The sequence below is a fragment of the Brevibacillus halotolerans genome, assembly GCF_026891775.1.
Classification (GTDB): Bacteria; Bacillota; Bacilli; order Brevibacillales; family Brevibacillaceae; genus Brevibacillus_B; species Brevibacillus_B halotolerans.
The window spans coordinates 237,689-258,796 of the sequence record NZ_JAPTNK010000006.1; the positions used below are offsets into that span (position 1 = coordinate 237,689).

The 21,108-nt window shown below is 41.3% G+C and carries 7 protein-coding genes; 1 reads left to right on the forward strand and 6 read right to left on the reverse strand.

Features of this window, described 5'->3' with window-relative positions; genetic code table 11:
* Positions 1 to 26: 26 nt before the first annotated feature.
* The 6 genes from O0550_RS10930 to O0550_RS10955 form a co-directional block, all read right to left on the reverse strand.
* Positions 27 to 6,026: an SDR family NAD(P)-dependent oxidoreductase gene (locus O0550_RS10930; protein WP_258426302.1), complete on the reverse strand. Its 6,000-nt coding sequence runs from the start codon at positions 6,024 to 6,026 to the stop codon at positions 27 to 29.
* A 43-nt stretch (positions 6,027 to 6,069) separates the two neighbouring features.
* Entirely contained in the window at positions 6,070 to 12,789 is a 6,720-nt protein-coding gene (locus O0550_RS10935) for an SDR family NAD(P)-dependent oxidoreductase (RefSeq protein ID WP_258426303.1), read from the reverse strand.
* 39 nt (positions 12,790 to 12,828) lie between these two features.
* Positions 12,829 to 16,122 (reverse strand): ACP S-malonyltransferase, encoded by a 3,294-nt coding sequence (gene fabD, locus O0550_RS10940; protein ID WP_258426304.1) that lies wholly within the window; start codon positions 16,120 to 16,122, stop codon positions 12,829 to 12,831.
* 73 nt (positions 16,123 to 16,195) lie between these two features.
* Positions 16,196 to 18,070, reverse strand: a complete 1,875-nt coding sequence (asnB, locus tag O0550_RS10945) for an asparagine synthase (glutamine-hydrolyzing) (RefSeq protein WP_003344905.1) — start codon at positions 18,068 to 18,070, stop codon at positions 16,196 to 16,198.
* 15 nt (positions 18,071 to 18,085) lie between these two features.
* Complete coding sequence (locus O0550_RS10950; protein WP_096887533.1) at positions 18,086 to 18,361, reverse strand: acyl carrier protein; 276 nt, start codon at positions 18,359 to 18,361, stop codon at positions 18,086 to 18,088.
* A 25-nt stretch (positions 18,362 to 18,386) separates the two neighbouring features.
* Entirely contained in the window at positions 18,387 to 19,853 is a 1,467-nt protein-coding gene (locus tag O0550_RS10955) for a class I adenylate-forming enzyme family protein (protein ID WP_121474845.1), read from the reverse strand.
* 874 nt (positions 19,854 to 20,727) lie between these two features.
* On the opposite strand from O0550_RS10955, the gene O0550_RS10960 reads away from it, so the two are divergent.
* On the forward strand, positions 20,728 to 20,976 hold the full coding sequence (locus tag O0550_RS10960) for an aspartyl-phosphate phosphatase Spo0E family protein (RefSeq protein ID WP_003337204.1): 249 nt from the start codon (positions 20,728 to 20,730) through the stop codon (positions 20,974 to 20,976).
* Positions 20,977 to 21,108 lie beyond the last annotated feature (132 nt).

Genomic DNA, 21,108 nt, shown 5'->3' on the forward strand with positions numbered 1-21,108 from the left:
CTATTTTTTTCATTAGAGTAATTTTATTACACCAAAACAAAAGAATGTCCCTTGTTAACGTTTATCCACGTAGAAGATGTAGTCATTTTTGCAAACGCTAATTGGTTCATCGGTCCGACTAAAAGGGCCTCTAATGCTTTCATTGCTTCTGGAGGCTCAATTGAACCAACCCCTCTGCTTTTCATCCGTCTTTGATACTCCTCTGATGCTACCGTACCTACCGTTCCCCAATATCCCCAGTTCATCACCTTTACGGCACATGGCCATTCCAGAGCTAATTGACTGGCAAAAGCATCCTTAAATGTACAGCCTGCTACATAATTGCTTTGTCCAGCGGCTTTGACAAACGAATTCATTGATGAGAAAAATAACACGAAATCAAGCGGCTCATCCAGAAAGACCTCTGCTATATTCACACTCACGTCTACTTTGACACGAAGCCCAGCTCGGAATCTTTCCTCCTCCATATTCGCTATACTTTTATCCAGTAACACGATGGCAGAATGGACGATTCCATGAATGGGGCCGTATTGCTGTTTGATTTCTTCGTAGGCTCGGTACAGCTCTTCTTGGTCTGTTGCATCTGCCGCGATATAGCTAGGTGTAGGACCGATTGATGCTAGTCGGTCTATCTTTGCTTGAATATTGGCATCCTTTTCTCTTCTGCCAATCCAAATCACCTTAGCTTCATACTTTCGAATCACGTATTCACTCCATACCTCACCAATTCCCCCGGTGCCTCCAATCACCACATACACGCCACCGGTTTTATACAGGGTTTCCTCCTGCTGGTTATAACGTACAGGAACCAGCTCCTGCTGATGCCATTGCTGTTCTCGATAAACGTAAGGGTTCCCGTCTGCATCACTTGGCAGGGTAAACAGCTCCTGCATGGGCCAGCTCGCTAGGGATTCTAGGTCAATGACTCGGATTTTCCAATGGCTATATTCCTTGGCCAGCGTTCCCATTAAGCCGTGAATACTAGCATGGGTTGGATTTACCTCATCGTATTTATGAAGAGGTTGAGCTTTTTGGGTAATAACCGTCCAGCCTATTTGTTTACGATCGTACCCTAGGGCTAACAGGCTTTTGATGATTGCAAAGAGATAAATTACCCCTTTTTCCTGTCCCTCGATGATGCTGTCGTCTGTGAGGGATGGCAACTGCTCCTCTGGTGCAATCCATAGCATATGATCGATAGGATCGAGCTGGCTAAATTTCTGGACCATTTCCTCAACTGAATGATCATGATGAATGGATAGCACATGCACATGCGGGTATTGCTTTCGGATTTCATTCCAGATGGTTTCATTGCCTCCGACTATGACGAGATTTTCATGTAGCCCAGGAATCATTTGCTGCTTGTCATAACAAAGTGGTTCCCAAACGGGCGCTACCATAATAGCTTCTTCATCAATCGCGGAAAGCTTATCAGACTGGCTCACTTTTTCTTGTACCTCGGATGTATGTGGTGGCACTAATGAAGGCATTTCATTGGATAATCCCTGACATGCTTTATTCTCATCCCCATTGGCATCCTCTTCTCTTTCAGGCACCCAGTAAAACTCTTTAGCAAACGGATAAGTTGGAAGCGGGATTCTCGCAAAGTGATCTTCTTCAAATAGATGCTCAAAATCTAATTCATACCCTTGGGTATACAAGGACGCGAGAATAGACAGTTGTTCCATATATTCATTGGCAGTCATATCCCCATTTATATTTCGTAAGCATTCATTTCCGTAGCGCTTTAATACGATTTGCTCGCGTTGTTCATTTTTATTTACGATAGAGGTATATACATCTGGTGCTTTTCCTTTTTCTAGCCATCTTTTCAAGACCTGTACGAGTTCATTGCGCTCGTGAACCACAAAAGCTAAGCGGTGATTAAAGTGCTTTCTTCCCAGCAATAAGGTATAACTCATATCTCCATAGTGAATCTGCTCTGCTTTTTCACAATACTGAATGATCTGTTCTACTTGTTGTTTTAACTGGTCTTGTGTACGAGCGGATAATGTTAGTAAATAGCCTGATTTTGGTGAGGATGTTAGCTGTCTTCTCGGCGCTTCTTCAATAACCATATGTGCATTTGTTCCACTAAAGCCAAATGAGCTAATAGCTGCACAGCGCTTCTTGTTTGGTTCAGCCGTCCACTCTGTTAGTGCGGTATTGACATAAAAGGGACTATCTTCAAACTCGATATTTGGATTTCCCTTCTGAAAGTGTAGCGTTGGTGGAATCTGTTTGTGCTGTAAAGACAATAAAATTTTAATGATGCCTGTGACTCCGGCCGCAAAGGCTAAATGTCCAAGGTTACTTTTTATTGATCCGATTGCACAATAATTTTTTTCATCCGTGTATTTCGTAAATGCCCGCGTCAAGGCCTGAAATTCGATGGGATCCCCCAGCTTCGTGCCTGTTCCATGGGCCTCGATCATTTGAATGTGTCGGGGCTGAATGTTAAAGGTATCATATACCTCTTGCTCCAATCGTTCTTGTGATTTGGCGCTAGGTGCGGTAATGCCATTTGTACTGCCATCCTGATTGACTCCCGAACCACGAATCACGCCATAAATATGATCCCGGTCCGCGATGGCATCAGACAAACGTTTCAGTATGATGACCCCCGCTCCCTCACCGGGAACAAAACCATCCGCCCGTTCGTCAAAGGTATGACAGCGACCAGCAGGAGACAGCATCCCTGCTCGATTCGACTCTAAGTAAAAAGCAGGGGTCGATTGAAGGAATACACCGCCGGCCAATGCCATTTCTGTTTCTTTTGTCCAAAGACTTTGACAAGCAAGATGGATCGCTACTAACGAACTAGAACAAGCGGTATCTACAGCTATCGCCGGACCCTGTAAATCGAGATAGTATGCAATGCGTGCCGGAATGATGGAAGCCGCATTTCCCCAAAACGAAGTGGCAGGAGGCTTCGTATCGAATAAATTTTGATAGTCTTTACCGCTACAGCCCACATACACGCCACACTTTTTACCCTGAACTCCCGCTCCTGCATATCCAGCGTCCTCTAATGCTTTCCAGGATTCCTCCAAAAAGATTCGTTGCTGCGGGTCCATATACATGGCTTCAACACCTGAGATATTAAAGAAGAGTGGATCAAATTGGTCGATTCGATCAACAAAACTGCCCTGATTACAATAGGATGCATCTTCTTCGTAATACGGTGAGAGATCCCAACGCGATACTTCTTCTACGAGGTCATGGCCCTTTGCTAGATGCTCCCATAGCTCATGAACCGTTTTAGATTTTGCATATCTTCCACTCATCCCAATAATCGCAATTGGTTCTCTCTGGATAGCAAGGGCTGGTTTATATTGGTATCGCTTAGGTAGCTGTACGACTATTTTTCCGATATTCTCTCGATTTTTCATACACTGGTAAGCTTCTTTTATCTCGTCAAATGAAAATACTTGATAGATAGTCGGCTGAATCACATTGTCCTTTATTAATCGAAGCATCTCGTTTCGATAATCACGTAGTGCATTAGGCTGCTCCAGCATCAATTTTCTCAGATCAAGGCTTATAAAAGATTGATTGTTGTTTAAAATGGACAAATCAATGTCTCGGGCGCTTTTGAGTGCTGTCATCGCAATTTCAATGTATCTACCACCTCTTGCTAGACAGCCTAAGCCTTTTTGAATAGCATCTCCTGCTAACGTATTGACGACGACATCAACACCCTTACCATTCGTCAGTCGAGAGATTTCTTGCTCAAAATCAGACTCCATGTAATTAATCGCATGGGACACACCCATTTGCTTTACATACTCTAGCTTATGCTCAGAGCTTGCAGTCGCATAAATGTCAGCTCCATAATGCTTAGCCAGTTGGACAGCAATAAGTCCAACTCCGCCCGTCGCTGTTTGGATGAGAATTTTTTCGCCTTTCTTTACCTGCGCTCTACGAAAAGCAGCGATCACCGTCATCGATACAACCGGTAAGGAGCATGCTTCCTCAAAGGACAGCGAAGAAGGCTTAGGAAAAACATAGGCTGCCTTACATGTAAGTAAACTGGCCTGTCCAGCCAAATGCTCTCCCCCGCAATACACAACCTCATCTCCAGGACGGATCGTGCTCACTGCACTCCCCACTTCAACTACTACACCACTAGCTTCAAATCCAGGAGTAAACGGATAGGGGGGCATAGTCGGGTATAAGCCTTGTAAACATAATAGGTCCCCAAAATTTAGGGAAAAAGCTCGAACCGAAATTCTCACCTCATCTTCTTTCAATTCTAAAATATCTGATTCTACAATCTGAATATCATCGATTCCCCCTGGGGATTCAATAAGCACCCTATGAAACGTAGACCGTTCCCTATTAAGGGATGAATGTTCATTCGAATGATTCATGGCAGCTTTTATAGAATCACTTTTTTGGATCATTCTTTCACTAGTTGCGGTAACTGTTCGTTGATTGTTTTGCATGTGCTCTTCTTTGTTCCATTTCGTTGAGCTTGAGACATCCATAGGTTTTTGGATATCAAAAAGAGCTACTAATGTCTGTCTATATTCCGTTATCATGTAGTGAACCAATTGATTTACGTTATTATAATCAAAGACAACAGTCGTTTGCAGCCGTGTATGACATTTATTATTAATGCGCTGAATAAGTTGAATGCCTATAATGGAATCTACACCGTACTCCGAAAAACTCTGATCATTGTGAATCATTGCCTCGTTGATCTTCAATTCTTCAGAAATGCTTTCTCGGATTATCTGGATAAGATGCTCCTCGAGCATTTGATCCGTTATATCCATATGCCCCAGCTTGTCTTTCGGACTTTCCCCTTCAGACTGCTTTTGTTGAAGCCCCTTATGAGCAAACGGTGTCTTTCTCTCGTCTTGTTTGTTGTCTGCCATAGCTGTAACAGGGCCGAGGTCTTGAAGCTGTAAGGTGACTCCATCGCTTTTTGCACAGATAATCTGTTGCTTATAATCGTTTTTTTCATCTACGGGGAAGTCAATAGAATGGAAGCCTTCCGATTTTAGTACCTTTTTCCAGCTATCTGGATATAAGCCTGGGCAGCCCGAAATACGTAGAGCTGTATCCTCATACATCCACCAGCCTTGTAAAAAGCCAAAGGTAAGATGTGTAAACACAGAACGATCAGCTATTTCATTTAATAGCAATAAACCATTATTTTTCATTGCCGCTTTTACATTGCGTAGCGTATGACGGATATTTTTCGTGGCATGCACAACATTTGTAGCAATGACCAAATCATATCCGTTCGGATCAATATCCTGAGTCGCAATAGGTTGTTCAATATTAAAAATCTTACATGTGACAAATGGATACTCTGAGCCATATTCCTTCTCTCCATGTCTAAGAAAAGCCAAAGAAAGATCTGTATAGCAATATTCCTCGATATACTCCTGAAACGGCTTTAGTCTAGGAAGAACACTAGCACTGGTTCCCCCCGTCCCGGCTCCAATCTCTAAGATTCGGATTGATTTACTTGTAACATTGCTTTGATTGATACGTTCCTGCATAAACGCGACTATTTTTTCAGCGAGTACATCATTAAAGTAATCTGCGAGTAAATTGTACTTATATACTCCTTCCACCAAAGTCATAGATGACTGGGGAAACATGATATCGGTGGCAGGTTGTTTCCCTGTAAGCATGTCAGGTAATGCACCTAGCATCGTCTCTACCAATACAACCTGAGATTTTAGGTTATCATCCTTTAGCCACTCCTCTCTTCGGTATTCCCACTCTTTCCAAGAGCTGGTATCTTCAATAGATGTATGTTTCGTGACTGTATACGTTTCGCCGTCAAATGACAAATACCCACTCCTCGTAAATATAGCAAGCGTCTCATCTACCCATTTTTTATATAAATCGATGATTCCTATTCTTGTGATGACAGTTGCTGGATCGAAGGAGTTCGATGTAAACATCTGTATCCCTCTACATTTTTCCCACATTAATTTGATGAGAAGCTTATCCATATCGCCCAATTGCTTAGTCACATAAATGAATTGATCATCATTTTTCATGTTTTACCTCTCTATTGGTTGATTTCTGACGAATACGAATTTTTTATTGATAAATCGTTATACACTTTCCTCGATTAACTTCAACCCAGGTTGAAGACGTAGTCATTTTTGCAAACGCTAATTGGTTCATCGGTCCGACCAAAAGGGCCTCTAATGCTTTCATTGCTTCTGGAGGCTCAATCGAACCAACCCCTCTGCTTTTCATCCGTCTTTGATACTCCTCGGATGCTACCGTACCTACCGTTCCCCAATATCCCCAGTTCATCACCTTTACGGCACATGGCCATTCCAGAGCTAATTGACTGGCAAAAGCATCCTTAAATGTACAGCCTGCTACATAATTGCTTTGTCCAGCGGCTTTGACAAACGAATTCATTGACGAGAAAAATAACACGAAATCAAGCGGCTCATCCTGAAAGACCTCTGCTATATTCACACTCACGTCTACTTTGACACGAAGCCCAGCTCGGAATCTTTCCTCCTCCATATTCGCTAGACTTTTATCCAGCAGCACGATGGCAGAATGGACGATTCCATGAATAGGGCCGTATTGCTGTTTGATTTCTTCGTAGGCTCGGTACAGCTCTTCTTGGTCTGTTGCATCTGCCGCGATATAGCTAGGTGTAGGGCCAATTGATGCTAGTCGGTCTATCTTTGCTTGAATATTGGCATCCTTTTCTCTTCTGCCAATCCAAATCACCTTAGCTTCATACATTCGAATCACGTATTCACTCCATACCTCGCCAATTCCCCCGGCGCCTCCAATCACCACATACACGCCACCGGTTTTATACAGGGTTTCCTCCTGCTGGTTATAACGTACCGGAACCAGCTCCTGCTGATGCCATTGCTGTTCTCGATAAACGTAAGGGTTCCCGTCTGCATCACTTGGCAGGGTAAACAGCTCCTGCATGGGCCAGCTCGCTAGGGATTCTAGGTCAATGACTCGGATTTTCCAATGGCTATATTCCTTGGCCAGCGTTCCCATTAAGCCGTGAATACTAGCATGGGTTGGATTTACCTCATCGTATTTATGAAGAGGTTGAGCTTTTTGGGTAATAACCGTCCAGCCTATTTGTTTACGATCGTACCCTAGGGCTAACAGGCTTTTGATGATTGCAAAGAGATAAATTACCCCTTTTTCCTGTCCCTCGATGATGCTGTCGTCTGTGAGGGATGGCAACTGCTCCTCTGGTGCAATCCATAGCATATGATCGATAGGATCGAGCTGGCTAAATTTCTGGACCATTTCCTCAACTGAATCATCATGATGAATGGATAGCACACGCGCATGCGGGTATTGCTTTCGGATTTCATTCCAGATGCTTTCATTGCCTCCGACTATGACTAAGTTGTCAGTGAGAGCAGGAAGCTTTTGTCCTTCTTCATGACGGATTGCTTCCCAAATCGGGGATATCATCACAGGTTCAAATGGCTGTGTCATTATCGTTTCTCTCTGTGTAGAATCAATAGAGCCACCGGTTGCAATATCCCCCTCTAATATCCTTGACGAAAATCCAAACATTCGGACACAAACGTTTCCTCTGTCGTCACAAAGGTCGATATCATACTTCTGTGTCTCATTTCCACTGATATAATCTTCACTGTGTCGTACATGAGCCCACATTTTTGATGTGCACGGACGAACGATTTCGATCATTTCCAAAGCAAAAGGTAACGATGGCTGTACGGATGTGTTGTAGGTATTCTGTACTTGCATCTGAAATACAAGGGATGCCTGTAAAGCAGCATCCAATAGACTAGGATGCAGGACATATTGTTCTTGGGTATGTTTTATACAAGCAGGCAAGACTAGCTCGGCCAACACCTGATCCTCTGCTATATGCACACGCTGTATTCCCTGATGACTTTTGCCGTAAGTAATCCCTACCTGCTGAAAGGCTTGATAACATTCTCTACCTGTCAGCACATGCTGCTTACATGCGGAGAGTATGCCAGAGATATCCAAGACGAATGCTTCCTTTTGCTCTCTGCATACTGCATAGCCTGAACTAAACACAACAGGTTTGCCGCTTCCTGGTATTTCCTCGCTGTAAATCTCATAATTTATCTCATTTTGTACACCTGAAAAAATGCGAATCTGCACTTGCTTTGATTCTTCCTCTAGAAGGATGGGCTTTTTCCAAATCACGTTATGAAGTTCAATCACCTGATCATGCTTATTTTCCAGAGCTTGCTCCATAGCCTTGCGCGCCATTTCCAGATGAGCAACACCAGGTAAAACCTTGCTGCCACTCACTACATGATCCTTTAGAAAAAATTCCTTGCCTGTAAACGTGGAGCAAAAGCGAATCGTTGATAAATTAGATGTATTTTGCTGCAACAGCGGATGAAGCACATTGCGTGTGTCCGCAGATATTTTTTCTGTCTGGCTTATTTCGTAACGGGAACTTATTTCTGATATCCAATAACGTTCTCTTGCAAACGGATATGTTGGAAGTGACATTTTTCGATAATCTGCCTCGGATTTGTACAGCACCTTCCAATCAATGTCTAGTCCCGACACCCATAAATAGGCCAATTGATGCAAATCATTGTTACCAATAAAGTGATTAACCATCTCATGCTTTTCTTCATTGCCAATCGATAAACTAGAAATCGAATGATTCTCATTCACATTCCCCTGATAATTGCTTTTCAGTGTTCCTTTCCTATCAAGGTAATCGAGTAATGATTTTTCTAATTCATCAATATCACATACGACGGTAGCAAATCTCTCTTCCATTGCCTCTCTTGCAACATGAAGGGTATAGGCCATATCTTTGAGATGAACATCAGTCAGGTTTTGGTTTTTAATGGCTTGTAATAATTGCTTCACTTGCTCTTGTAAACGATTTTCATTCCTAGCGGACAGCACAATCATGACAGGATTGCTATTACTGGTAGCCCTTTTCGTATCTACACGATGGTTAGACCGATATTCCTCAATCACAATATGAGCATTTGAACCACCCGAGCCAAAACTGCTAATTCCCGCTCTACGCAAGCCTTCTCTATGAGGTGGCATCCACTTTTGATTGCTCGTTACAAGATAAAATGGGGAGTTTTCAATAGGAATGTGTGGGTTCAATTCCTGAAAATGCAACGATGCCGGTATCATACGATGCCGTAAACTGACTAAAACCTTAACTAAGCCTGCCAACCCGGCGGCAGCTTCCAGGTGTCCGATATTTGTTTTTATAGAGCCTAACCCACAATAGGGTTCATTTCTGTTGTCACTTTGCTGTGAAAGCTCTAAAAATGCGTCCTTCAAGGCTGCAAATTCAATCGGATCACCTAATGAAGTGCCTGTCCCATGTGCTTCAATATAGCCTACAGACTCTGGGGCAATATCGGCCGAGCGGAAGGCCTTCTTGATTAAGGCAGCTTGCTTTGCTGGATTAGGCACAGTTATTCCGTTTGCCTGTCCTCCATGATTCGTAGCTGTTCCTTTTATGACACCAAGGATAGAGTCACCATCGCGCTCTGCCTGTTTCACAGGCTTTAACAGTAGTACAACTCCACCTTCCCCACGAACATAGCCATTTGCAGCTTTATCAAACGTCTTACATTTTCCATCTGTGGACAGCATTCCAGCTTTATAATAAGCAATGCTGTTAGCAGGATGACACATAAGATGGACCCCGCCTACTAAAGCCTGCTCGCACTCTCCGCTTTGTAGAGATGTAACGGCTTGATGAACGGCAACCAAAGAACTGGAGCAAGCTGTATCGATTTGAACACTAGGACCATGAAAATTATAAAAATAAGAGATTCGATTAGAGAGAATCGCCATGGATGTAGCTATGCCATACTTAGCTTGAACCTCATCACTGTAGCGATCTAAAAGCTTGCTATAATCGGAGCCGCTTGCCCCTATAAATACACCTGTATTACTACCTGAAATCGCACTTGCAGAATAATTAGCCCCTTCTATACACTCCCAGCTTAATTCCATTAGTAAACGTTGCTGAGGGTCCAAAATCTCCGCCTCTGAAGGGGAAATTCTAAAAAACAGCGGGTCAAATTCAGCAATATGATCCAAAAATCCACCCTGATCTATTCCCTTATGCTCCGTAGCAGGATGAATTGTATCAGGCCAAGCCCATCTATGCTCAGGCATCCGTCTAATAGCATCACGATTGTTCACTAATAATTCCCATAATTCATCAAGATTGCTCACTCCTCCAGGAAGACGACAGGCCGCGCCTATGATGGCAATGTCATCCTTTTCTACATCAGAATGACTCCATGAGACTGCCTCGTTTTTTGAAACAGATTCTTCTGATGCAGACGCCTGCGCTATTTCATCTGCATTTTCTATAAGATACGAAATGATTTTTCTAGCGGTATTGTATGTAAAAAAGAATGTTGTTTCGAGTTCTATTCGAAACCTCGTACCCAGCTGATCGTTTAATTCCAGCAAATCTCCTGAATCCAAGCCAAGCTCCATAAGAGGACGATCTACATAAGCTAGAACATCCTTTCTCTCTTCATTTAAAAGAGAACCGATACAATCTAATACAAAAGCTGTAATAGTCTTAGAACGATCCGTGCTCCCCGTTTGAAAAGAATGGCTATTCTTCTCATGACATTCTTGATTTCGTTCGATAGCAGGAGGCTCATCATTTCCCCGATTTAACATGTCGTATTCAACAAGTACACCATAGCCAAGATTGGCATCATCTAATGGCCGATAGTTCGGAATTAATTCTTTAATCGTTGCTCCATGCATTTCGTGAAATCGCAATGTTTTATCGACTAATTTATTATGTTTATTACGAAGAGTGATATATTTGTCCGTAGCGATCGTAGAATATCGCTGATAATCCTTGCACCTTGTTATCCCAATAACACTCCTGACTCCGCTTATCAAACTGCAGCGCTGAAGCATAAATTCTAAAAGCTGATCTCCCAGCTTGCGATCCTGCATCTCTGGCAGAATATTGATAGCTAACAATTGTATAATTGTCCCTTCAGGATGGTGAAGCTGTTCAACAGTATTGCTTTGAAGTCCCTTTATCTCGTTCATATCTCTAATTTTTTGAGAATAAATCACACCAACTACTCGATTCTCTACTTCAAGAACTAACTGCCCTTCTGGATATTTCCTTATTCTTTGTAAAATCCTTTCAGTAGGAGCAGCTAGTTCCTCCCCCCAGCATTGCAGCTCAAGCTGCCTTAATACCGAAATGTCATTCTCATGTGCCATCCTAATCCGGTATTCTCTCTGCTCAAGCAAATGTAACGTAATGCGTGAAAAAGGCATGTTTTTTGGATATTTATGGAAATATTGTTTATGAGGAAACAATCCTACCTCTGCGGCAGTCAACATATAAGTATCTGCTTCTACTAGCAGCTTTTGCGAGAATCTATGAATCGCATCTACATGTAAGCCCTCACATTTATCCATATATGGACGAATCGTTTTCGGTTCCAAACAATGCGCTTCTAAAAGGATTAAGCCATGCTTATTTACTAGATGTGACCAATGTTGTAGGTGTTCGTGCAGTTTTTTCATCCCTAATGTAGAAGAGCATTCACGTCCATTTTGATCTACAAAAATTGACTTGGTGAAGCTTGGAGCCTGAACACTTGCTTCAACGGTTTCTGCTGATATGATACAAGGTCGATCGTGATTAAAAAATGACTGAACATGTAGGATATGTTCTGTGTCATGAATTCCTTCGTTTCGTAAATCAATCATAAGCTCATTTAGATTATCAAGCATCCCTTTGAGCAAAACATGGTTGATATCCTTTAGAGTGATAGCCGTTTTTGCTAGAGATTCTTCCTTGTGGTCAATTCCAATCAACGTCAAGGGATATTCATCGAACCTCTTGCCTCTTCGTGATTTCATTTTGATCGTCTCGTATATCTTTTTTAGAAGCAACCCATTGCCACAACCCATATTAGCTATATATTTCGGCTGCTCCTCTACTGGTTCTCTATTAAAAACAGAAATAATGATCTGCTCTAAATCACAAAAATACTCCTCTTGCTGAAAGCCACACTCTAGCATCTCTAGCATACGTTCCATATATGTCTCATACGCTTGATTCGTGCTAGCAACAATAGCTTGGCAATCACCAAATAGTAGCTGATCCATATTTTTTATTATGGAACGATAGGAATGAATGGATGCCGTATTCAAAATCGCGTCTAGCATATACTTGCCGGTTTCCGTTAAAACCCCGTTCTTTCTTGTTTGATCCATCCAATTCTTTTGCTGAAATAACTGTGTAATTTCTTGCTTCGCGATACCAGATACGTTTTGGAACACTAATTCATTTTGCTGAGGAGAATCGCGCAAAATGAATCTTTGTTCATTTAACGCGAATAACAAAGGAATCATTACGATCCCATCTAAAAAATGTGAATACATCGCATTGTCGACATTCCATTGTTTACCGGACAGCTCAATCCATTTTTGCAAACGATACTTTCTCTGAGATTTTTTGAAGTATTCCTTCATCGGAAAATCGAATAGCTCCATGACATCTTCCGGAATTGTTTCTACCACATTCCATCCGGGCAGTAACGCATACGTATCCTTACTATCTCGACACAGGATTTGTAGAGACTCTAATAACTGAAGAGCACTGCGTAAGTGACCACTATTGGCATGTAGCTCATCTACAAGCTGACTAAACGGAGTAGACCGACTTTTTTGCAAAAGATCAAATAAACCTCGTTTTTTGCACGATAAAAGCACTGGAATTGCCAAATACCCATGAGAATAATGATGTAAGGTAGATAACATGAAATATACCTCGTTTCAGTAATGAATTTTCCAATCAGACTAGCCCATCACAAGATTTTGAAATTTCCCATTCAAAACTTTAACAGTTTCTTCCATTATTTTTACACCAATCTCATCTACATGGCGATTTTTCCAGCTCTCCAAGCTTGTTCCCCTTACCCAGTCATTAAACGCCCCTAACGCTGGCCCGCAATAAATCTGGTAATCTGCTTGTTGTTCCAAAATACCATCGATTGCTACATGAACAGAATGAGCTAGGTACCACTTAAAAATCATAGCCATTTTATACTTCTGATTTTTTTCTGCCTTATCTATTTCAACTGGGGAGGCGTTCTGCTTGCATTCCTCATAAACCTCCTCAAAACTACGTTTCAGGTATTTAACCTGAATGAGTTTTTTATCTTTTTCGCTCATTTCGTCAAGTGATTGGTATCGAGAATATAATTCAAACAGCCTGCTCGCTCTAGCAGGGAAAAACACTCCCTTTTTTACAACCTGAGCCTTCGCTCCTATTTCAAACCGTTCTTTTGCCGGTGCATATGCGGTATCTTGAATGTGTACCTGCTGTAGCAAGTCTTTAACAGCCTCGCTTGTGCCCGCTTCTACGGTACATTGATTAATAGAACCCGTTAAGATAAAATCCGCACCTAGAATAAAAGCTGCCGCCGCTGCCTCAGGAGTACCAATTCCTCCTGCTGCACCGATTCGGATTTTCTTAGGGTACTTATATTTTTTCATCATCTCATCACGTAACTGTATCATAGCTGGCAATAAAACATAGGCTACTGCTCCATCTGTAGGCCCCCCTGAGTCTGCTACGATACACAAGTCATCTGCCATGGGGATTTTACTGAGCAATTGAGCTTGTTCTCTAGTAATTTGATTTTCCCGAACCATTTTCTCGACGAGGTACTCTGGGGCAGGACGTAGAAATAGTTCAGCCACTTCTGCTCTTGATACCTTGCCGATGATTCGATTCGTGCTCATTACAGCTCCATCCGGGAGCATTTTGACTCCATGTGCACGATACTTTAGTAATGCTGGAGTAATGCTCATGTAAGCAGATGCTTCTATGACGTTGATACCATATCGAATATATAATTCAACCAGTTGATCTTCTCTTTCTTGTTGATCTGGAGTGTGAAGAAGGTTCATTCCATACGCTTGTCCGCTCGTTAGTTCCTTTTGAATGTATTGAATCGATTCCTCGATTTGAGCCAGTTGTAAGCCTCCCGTACCGAAAAAGCCCATCATCCCAGCCTTCCCCAGTTTCACTACTACATCTTTAGAGGCGATTCCTTTATACATTCCACCAGCTACATAGGGGTACTTCAAATGATAATCCTGCATAAATTGCTTGCATCCAATAGCGGTAATCACATTAGCGTTTGGTTGTTGAACGAAGTGCTTTTCATCGCTATCGCTATTGGATTGCTGAAGAATAGTTGAATTTGTAGGCTGCTGATGCTCTGTTTCAAGAGGTAAGTAAATGGGAGTTGCTTCTGCTGTTATTTTTCGCATCAGTCCTGTTAACACGTTTCCTGGTCCAATTTCTTTGATTTCCATTCCTTCAAATCCCATTAACACTTGCACCGTCTCACACCAGCGGACTGACTCCGTTATTTGTCTGACCAAATTTATTTTCATATCGTTTTTTTGATAGTATCTTGCGTTGACGTTTGACAATACAGGAATGGTACATTCAGAAAGCGCGAATGAATCCATATAATTTTTAAACTGCTCTCTTGCCTCTCCCATATATCTTGAATGAAAGGCTCCACTTACTCGTAACAGAATATACGTGATGCCTTCCGTTTCAAACACGAGCTTGGCCCGAGCAATATCTGATTGTAGTCCGGAAATGACAAACTGGCGAGGAGAATTAAAATTCGCAATATCAATGCTATCTAATTGATTTTGAAGCAAGATATGCTTTATCTGTTTCTCATCTATTCCTATAACCGCTGCCATCCCCCCTCCAACGGCTTGGCTCATTACTTCCCCTCTTTTTTTCACCAGCTTTAATCCCGTTATAAAATCAAAAGCTCCTGCTGCAAACAACGCATTATATTCACCTAAGCTGTGCCCCGCTAGGATATCTGGTTTTCTTCCCGTCTCGTTAACGGTATTCAAATACATCAGTGCGTTTACCGTATACAGCGCAGGCTGTGTGTACTCGGTCTGTTGTAATCTTCCTAATGGGTCTTCTAGACACAATTCTTTAATGGAGTATCCTAAAATCGAATCTGCCTGGCTCGTGATTTCAGGGTATTGATCAAATAAATCTCCCCCCATTCCTTTTTTTTGCGATCCTTGTCCAGGAAATACAAAAGCAAGCATACTTTTTTTCTCCTTTTTTACTGTAGTCCTACTTTTGCTAGCGTAGTTCGTTAGGATATAATCCAAATTTTGTAGCTCCGTTTTATATGGAGTGATAATGGGTAGCATCATTTGATTCTTTTTTAGATTGGACATCGATTTACACAGAGTAGATAGCGATCCTGAAGGACCTACATCTATATAAATTCGATCATCATCGTCCTTTTGTAAGAAGGTGATCCCCTCTGTAAATTGAATGGGCTTTCGAATTACCTGCCAAAAATAATCCGTATTCCATTCGCTGAGCAAGCTGCCGGACACACTCGATATATAAGGGATTTTAGGATCAAGAAAAAGTTGCTTTTGTAAAAAAGCAACGTATTCATCTGATGCAGGATCAATGCTAGAAGAATGAAATCCATGAGTAACCGGTAATTTGCTACACATGATTCCATTTTTCTTCGCATGCTGTTCAATCATCGCCATATGTTCTTTTCTACCTGATACAATAAAATGATTCTCGTTATGAATAGAAACCAATTCGCTATTCTCATATACCACCGGATCAGACAAGAAAAGGGACGGACGGTCCAAAATAGCTAACATAGCCCCTTCATCACAATGTTTTTCTAGTAATTGTGCCTGCTTCACAACGGATTGGAGTGCCGTATCCACACTACATACACCTGCTGCTACCGATGCTGCAAATTCCCCCATACTAACACCAATAACAGCATCTGGGACCATTCCATTTTCTAATAAAACCATCGTAGTGGCATATTCCACCATAAAAATACACACATGCGTATGCAGCGTACGAGTAAAAGGCTCTGTCATGTTCCTATTGGTCCTATACAACTCACTCTGTACCGATATGCCAATAAGCTCGCGTGCTTTCGCATCTAATTCATTCATGTACGATCTAAAAATACGATTGTGCTCAAATAAGGCTTTTCCCATTTGATAATACTGCGAGCCTTGACCCGAATACATAAATACAAGCGATGGACTCATCTGGAAACACCTCAAGGTAGAATTGAATAAAGATTAGTCTTACCTACTCAATATTGTGCTGGTATCTCAATGTTTACATTGAGCCGTGTAGATTACGGTTAGCGGATTGTAGCACAATTTTATATTCGCTTAGCCACATATTTACTTGAATAAAGTACTCCATTAGCTTGAGTAACAATCCTTGACTAGAGTGCATTTTTCCCTGCAAGAGTGAGGAGTTCCCACCTACTACATGCATCACTTTCTTTTTATCCAATAAATCATGAAGAGGTGCATTCGGATTTGACATGATCTCTTGAAAGATAGACTGAACACCTGCGAAATAGACTGGGTCTTGGGTAGATGGATAAGCGCTCTTTCTACGAAGTCGTACTTCTTCTGGTATCGAACCTAGGAAGGCTTGACGAAGTATACCTTTCTCGATGTTCCCCACGGTCTTCAGCTCAAATGGAATATTAAATGCATACTCCACTAAACGGTAATCGCAAAAGGGAACACGTACCTCAAAGCCCGCATACATACTTGCCCGATCCTTGCGCTCCAATAAACCGACTAAAAATCGAGTGATGAATAAGTATGACATTCTGCGTTGATGCATCTGTGTTATTGTTTCATTTTCAAGCAGTGGTACTTCCTTCGTCGCTTCAGCGTATCTCATCGTTGCATAATGATTTGGTTGAATGCCCTCTATCACATCCTGCTGTAATAAAGAGGCAAATTTATCCCATGTGTTTAACAGCCATGGATACATACGAGAATCCAAATATTCTTCTTGGTGGAACCATGGATACCCGCTAAATATTTCGTCTGCCGACTCACCTGAAATAGCTACCGTAGCATCCTTCTTCATCTGCTTACATAATAAGTGTAAGGATGTTTCCATATCGCCATAGCCGGGTAAATCGCGCATACGCATGGGAATAAGTAAATTTTCTAGTAATTCTTCAGAGGTAAGCGTTATAAAATGGTGCTTCGTTCCCACGTACTCAGACAGCATTTTTGCATACGGTGCATCTAAACTAGGACGAGCTTTATCCGCTACAAAATCCTGATCACTTCCTACAAAGTCAACTGAGTATGTAGATAGCTGCTGACCTTTATCAAAAAATTGACGTCCCGCAATCGAAACTAAGCCGCTTGAATCCAATCCACCTGAAAGCATAGATACAACCGGAACATCAGCAATTAATTGGCGCTTAACTGTATCTTCTAGCAAATATCTGATATGATCAGCAGTTTCTGCTGCCGTTTCAGTATGCAACTTACTCTGGAGCTGCCAATATCGGGTCTCTCTTGTTCTTTCCTTTGTAAAAGTTATGGAATGGGCGGGCTTTACTTCGAAAATATTTGAAAAAATCCCATTGCCAGGCGTACGTATGCCACCAAGAGCAATTAATTCAGCTAATCCTTGAACATCAACTTCGCGTTTCACTTCTGGGTGAGCCAGAATTGCCTTTATTTCAGATCCAAATAAAATGGAGCTTCCTTGTTGATAATAAAATAAGGGCTTGACACCTAAATGATCTCGTGCTAAAAACAGACTCTGCTTCACCTGATCCCAAATCGCAAAGGCAAAAATACCATTCAAATGTTTGACACAATCTTCTGACCATTCCATGTAAGCATGTAGCAATACTTCCGTGTCAGAATTGGTTTTAAATCGATGTCCTCGTTCAATTAATTCACGACGTAGTTCTAGATAATTATAAATCTCCCCATTATAAGTCATAGCATATAAAGGCTCAGACTCGTGATAGATAAAGGGTTGAACCCCACCCTCAGGGTCAATCACTATTAAACGCCGATGTGCTAATGCTGCATGTTCCGTGATCCAACATCCTTCAGCATCCGGTCCCCGATGACGAATAGAATCAGACATCTGCTGTAAAATATGCTTTTGATGCAACAAGTTATGTTCCCAATCGATCCAGCCTGTTATCCCGCACATATCAAGGACTCCTCTTTATCTTTTTTTCGACTGAATATAAGTCAATACCGTATGAATTGTCCGTACTAATTCTGAACTAAGCTCATCATCTTCTATTTGAATATCAAATCGCTTTTCGATCGTTACTAGCAATTCCATAATAACAATGGAATCTAAATTATATTGTTTGATAATATCTAGGTCGTTTGAAATACTAGCGGGATCAACTTCCTGACCATAATGTGATTTTATAATCTCCGCCAGATCATTTTTAATGACTAGACCGTAGTCTGCTGAATTTGTAGTTCCCACGTTGGTTCGCCCCTTTTTTCTTAAGCTATCTCACTTCTTTTCGACGTACCTTGCCTGCCGCCGTTTTAGGTAAATCATCTCGAAATTCAATTCGTCTTGGTACTTTGAAATCAGATAGTTTTGCACGACAATATTCTAGTAACTCTGCTTCCGTAATGTGATTTTTAACTACTACATAGGCTACCGCCATTTCCCCACGGATAGGGTCATGTTCGCCAACCACTACTGAATCATCTATTGCTGGATGCTGACTTAGTACCTCCTCAATTTCATACGGATTCACTTTTTTACCATTCACATTTATTGTAATATTCAGACGCCCGACCAGATGAAGCTCATTCTCTTTACTTACATAGGCCAAATCCCCAGTTCTCCACCATCCATCCTCTACTACATAACCACTATCATCCACCTCTTCCTTACGCAAGTATCCCTTAGCAAGCGAATCGCTTTTGATGAGTACTTCATAAACCGTCTTTCCATCAAATTCAAATGGACTCGTCTCATCAAGCATTACATCTACGCCATCAACAGGAACGCCTACGTTAGTAGCTTCGCCGATAGATTGAGGATTGCGTTGAATGGAAACAACCCCTGCTTCTGAAGACCCATATATGTTTTGGATTGATAGGTTCAATTTTTCCTTACAGGTCAACATCAGGTCATCTTGCAATGGAGAAGTTGCTGATAACGCAATCCTAATCTGATCTAGCGGCTTATGAACATGCTCTACCAGCATTTTATAATGGGCAGGTACAGCCATTAGTATATTACATGCCTGCTTGTCTATTTTCTTTTCCAAGCTAGATGGTAAAACATACGCGCCAGTAAACGATACCGATGCTCCACATAAGAAAGGAACAAAGCATCCACAAATTGTGCCATAAATATGATAGGTAGGTGCTGCACATAAGATACGATCTTCAGGGACAATTCCAAGAGCCTCACCTATTCGTTTTCCATCAAGCATAAAGCTTTCCATTTTTTTAACCACTGCTGACGGTATCTTGGTTGAGCCGGACGTTAGAAACACCAGATGGCTCTGATTTACCTCTGGCTTTAAGTATTCGTTCCAACACGCTGCATGCTCGCCTATATTCCCAATTAAAAAAACATGTTCAAAACAGGAAAGCTCGTACCATTCATTGTATCCAAGTGAATCTATTGCCTTACTATTTATTTCACGGAGTACATAATCTGTTTGATACATTGTCATGATCTTCTGCATTTCCTCTTCTTTTAAATGAGGATCAACTAACATGACCGAAATTTCCAGATGACTAGCGGCTATGATCGCTGCCCAGATAACTTCACTTTTTTGGAGAACAATGGCTAGAGGCGTCTCTTTATCCAAGCCAAATTTTTGAAAATTTCGAATCAGATGATCTACTTCACTTACCATAGCCTGATTAGGTATCTCTTCTGTCTCTTTGATAATGGCTATTGCATGAGGGTTATGCTCGTTTCGTTGCTTCAAATGTTGATAAATCATGAAATCACCAGCTTTCGCTTCTAAATACCTGTTCATCTAATGCAACTGAGTGTTAACAGCCCTCAGCCTTAATTTTTTTCAGCCTTGTTCATATCTGTTTTATTCCGTTGATAAAATGTTAATTTTTACTTCATTTGCTAGTCGCAAACTAAAGTTACCACAAAATGTCATGTTAGTAAATATAAATAAAATCATGTCACGAAAGCTTAATATTTCACTATATGTCAGTAACAAATCCACCTGATTTCTGATGAATGTATATCACTATACCATCGAATATGAACCCTCATTCGAAACCCGTCTCTCATGTGACTTCCCCACTGCTAGCCACTGCTGAACCTCTCCTAAAATCCATCCATTCGAAGTAATTCGAAAAACTTTGACAGGATAACAAGGTATTATCCCGACATCCCACTTTATATGTGGAAAACGAAGTAGAAAAAAGCAGAATTACCAATTCACTCGACATTTTCTTATTTTGGCGGTTTTGTCTGCTGATGACATTGTAAAAAGAAGGCTCTGTTTGTTTATTTACTTTTTTAGAATCATAATAAGAATTAACGCAAACCACATTAGAAACCGCGAATCTCCATCAGCAATATGCTTATGTAACGGTGTAATCATCGAATGAAATCGAGTGTTTTCAGGATGCAGACGACATCGTATCATGTTTTTATTTTTTAACTTTTTTATCTTAGATGAATGTTATACAAAATAACAATATTACTAGTGAGCATCTGTAGAATTATGTCTGAAAGAAACCGGACGACGACTGTCGAAGGCTGTAAAACGTTTCTAATTAACGAATAAGTCCTTTTCCTTTGATACGCTAGATATAGTAAGGATAAGAAAAAGATGAGAGGAGAAAAATTCGATGGAACCAAAACAGCTAAAAATACGGACAAATGTCCCTGAGCCCTTAGAGGATGAAATCGAGCTACAAAACGTAATTAATCAATTAAAAAATGAGTTGGTTCAATTAGTATCAGAAAAGGGTAGCTTTTTAGATCACTCGGTTATTCACCTAAGTCAGACTTTGGATACCTACATCTTGCAGATGCAAAAAAGAAAAATTCACTCAACCTCATTTTTCTCACCCAGCCTCCTTTGGCAATACGCCTAACAGCCAAAACTCAATTCATTAGAAACTCAATCTCGCTGCCCATGATAAATGGAGGAAAAACATGAACAAACAGACAAAACCCTGACGAAGTGCTCCCCATTTGGCGTTTATCTCCAAATAAGCATTTCGTCT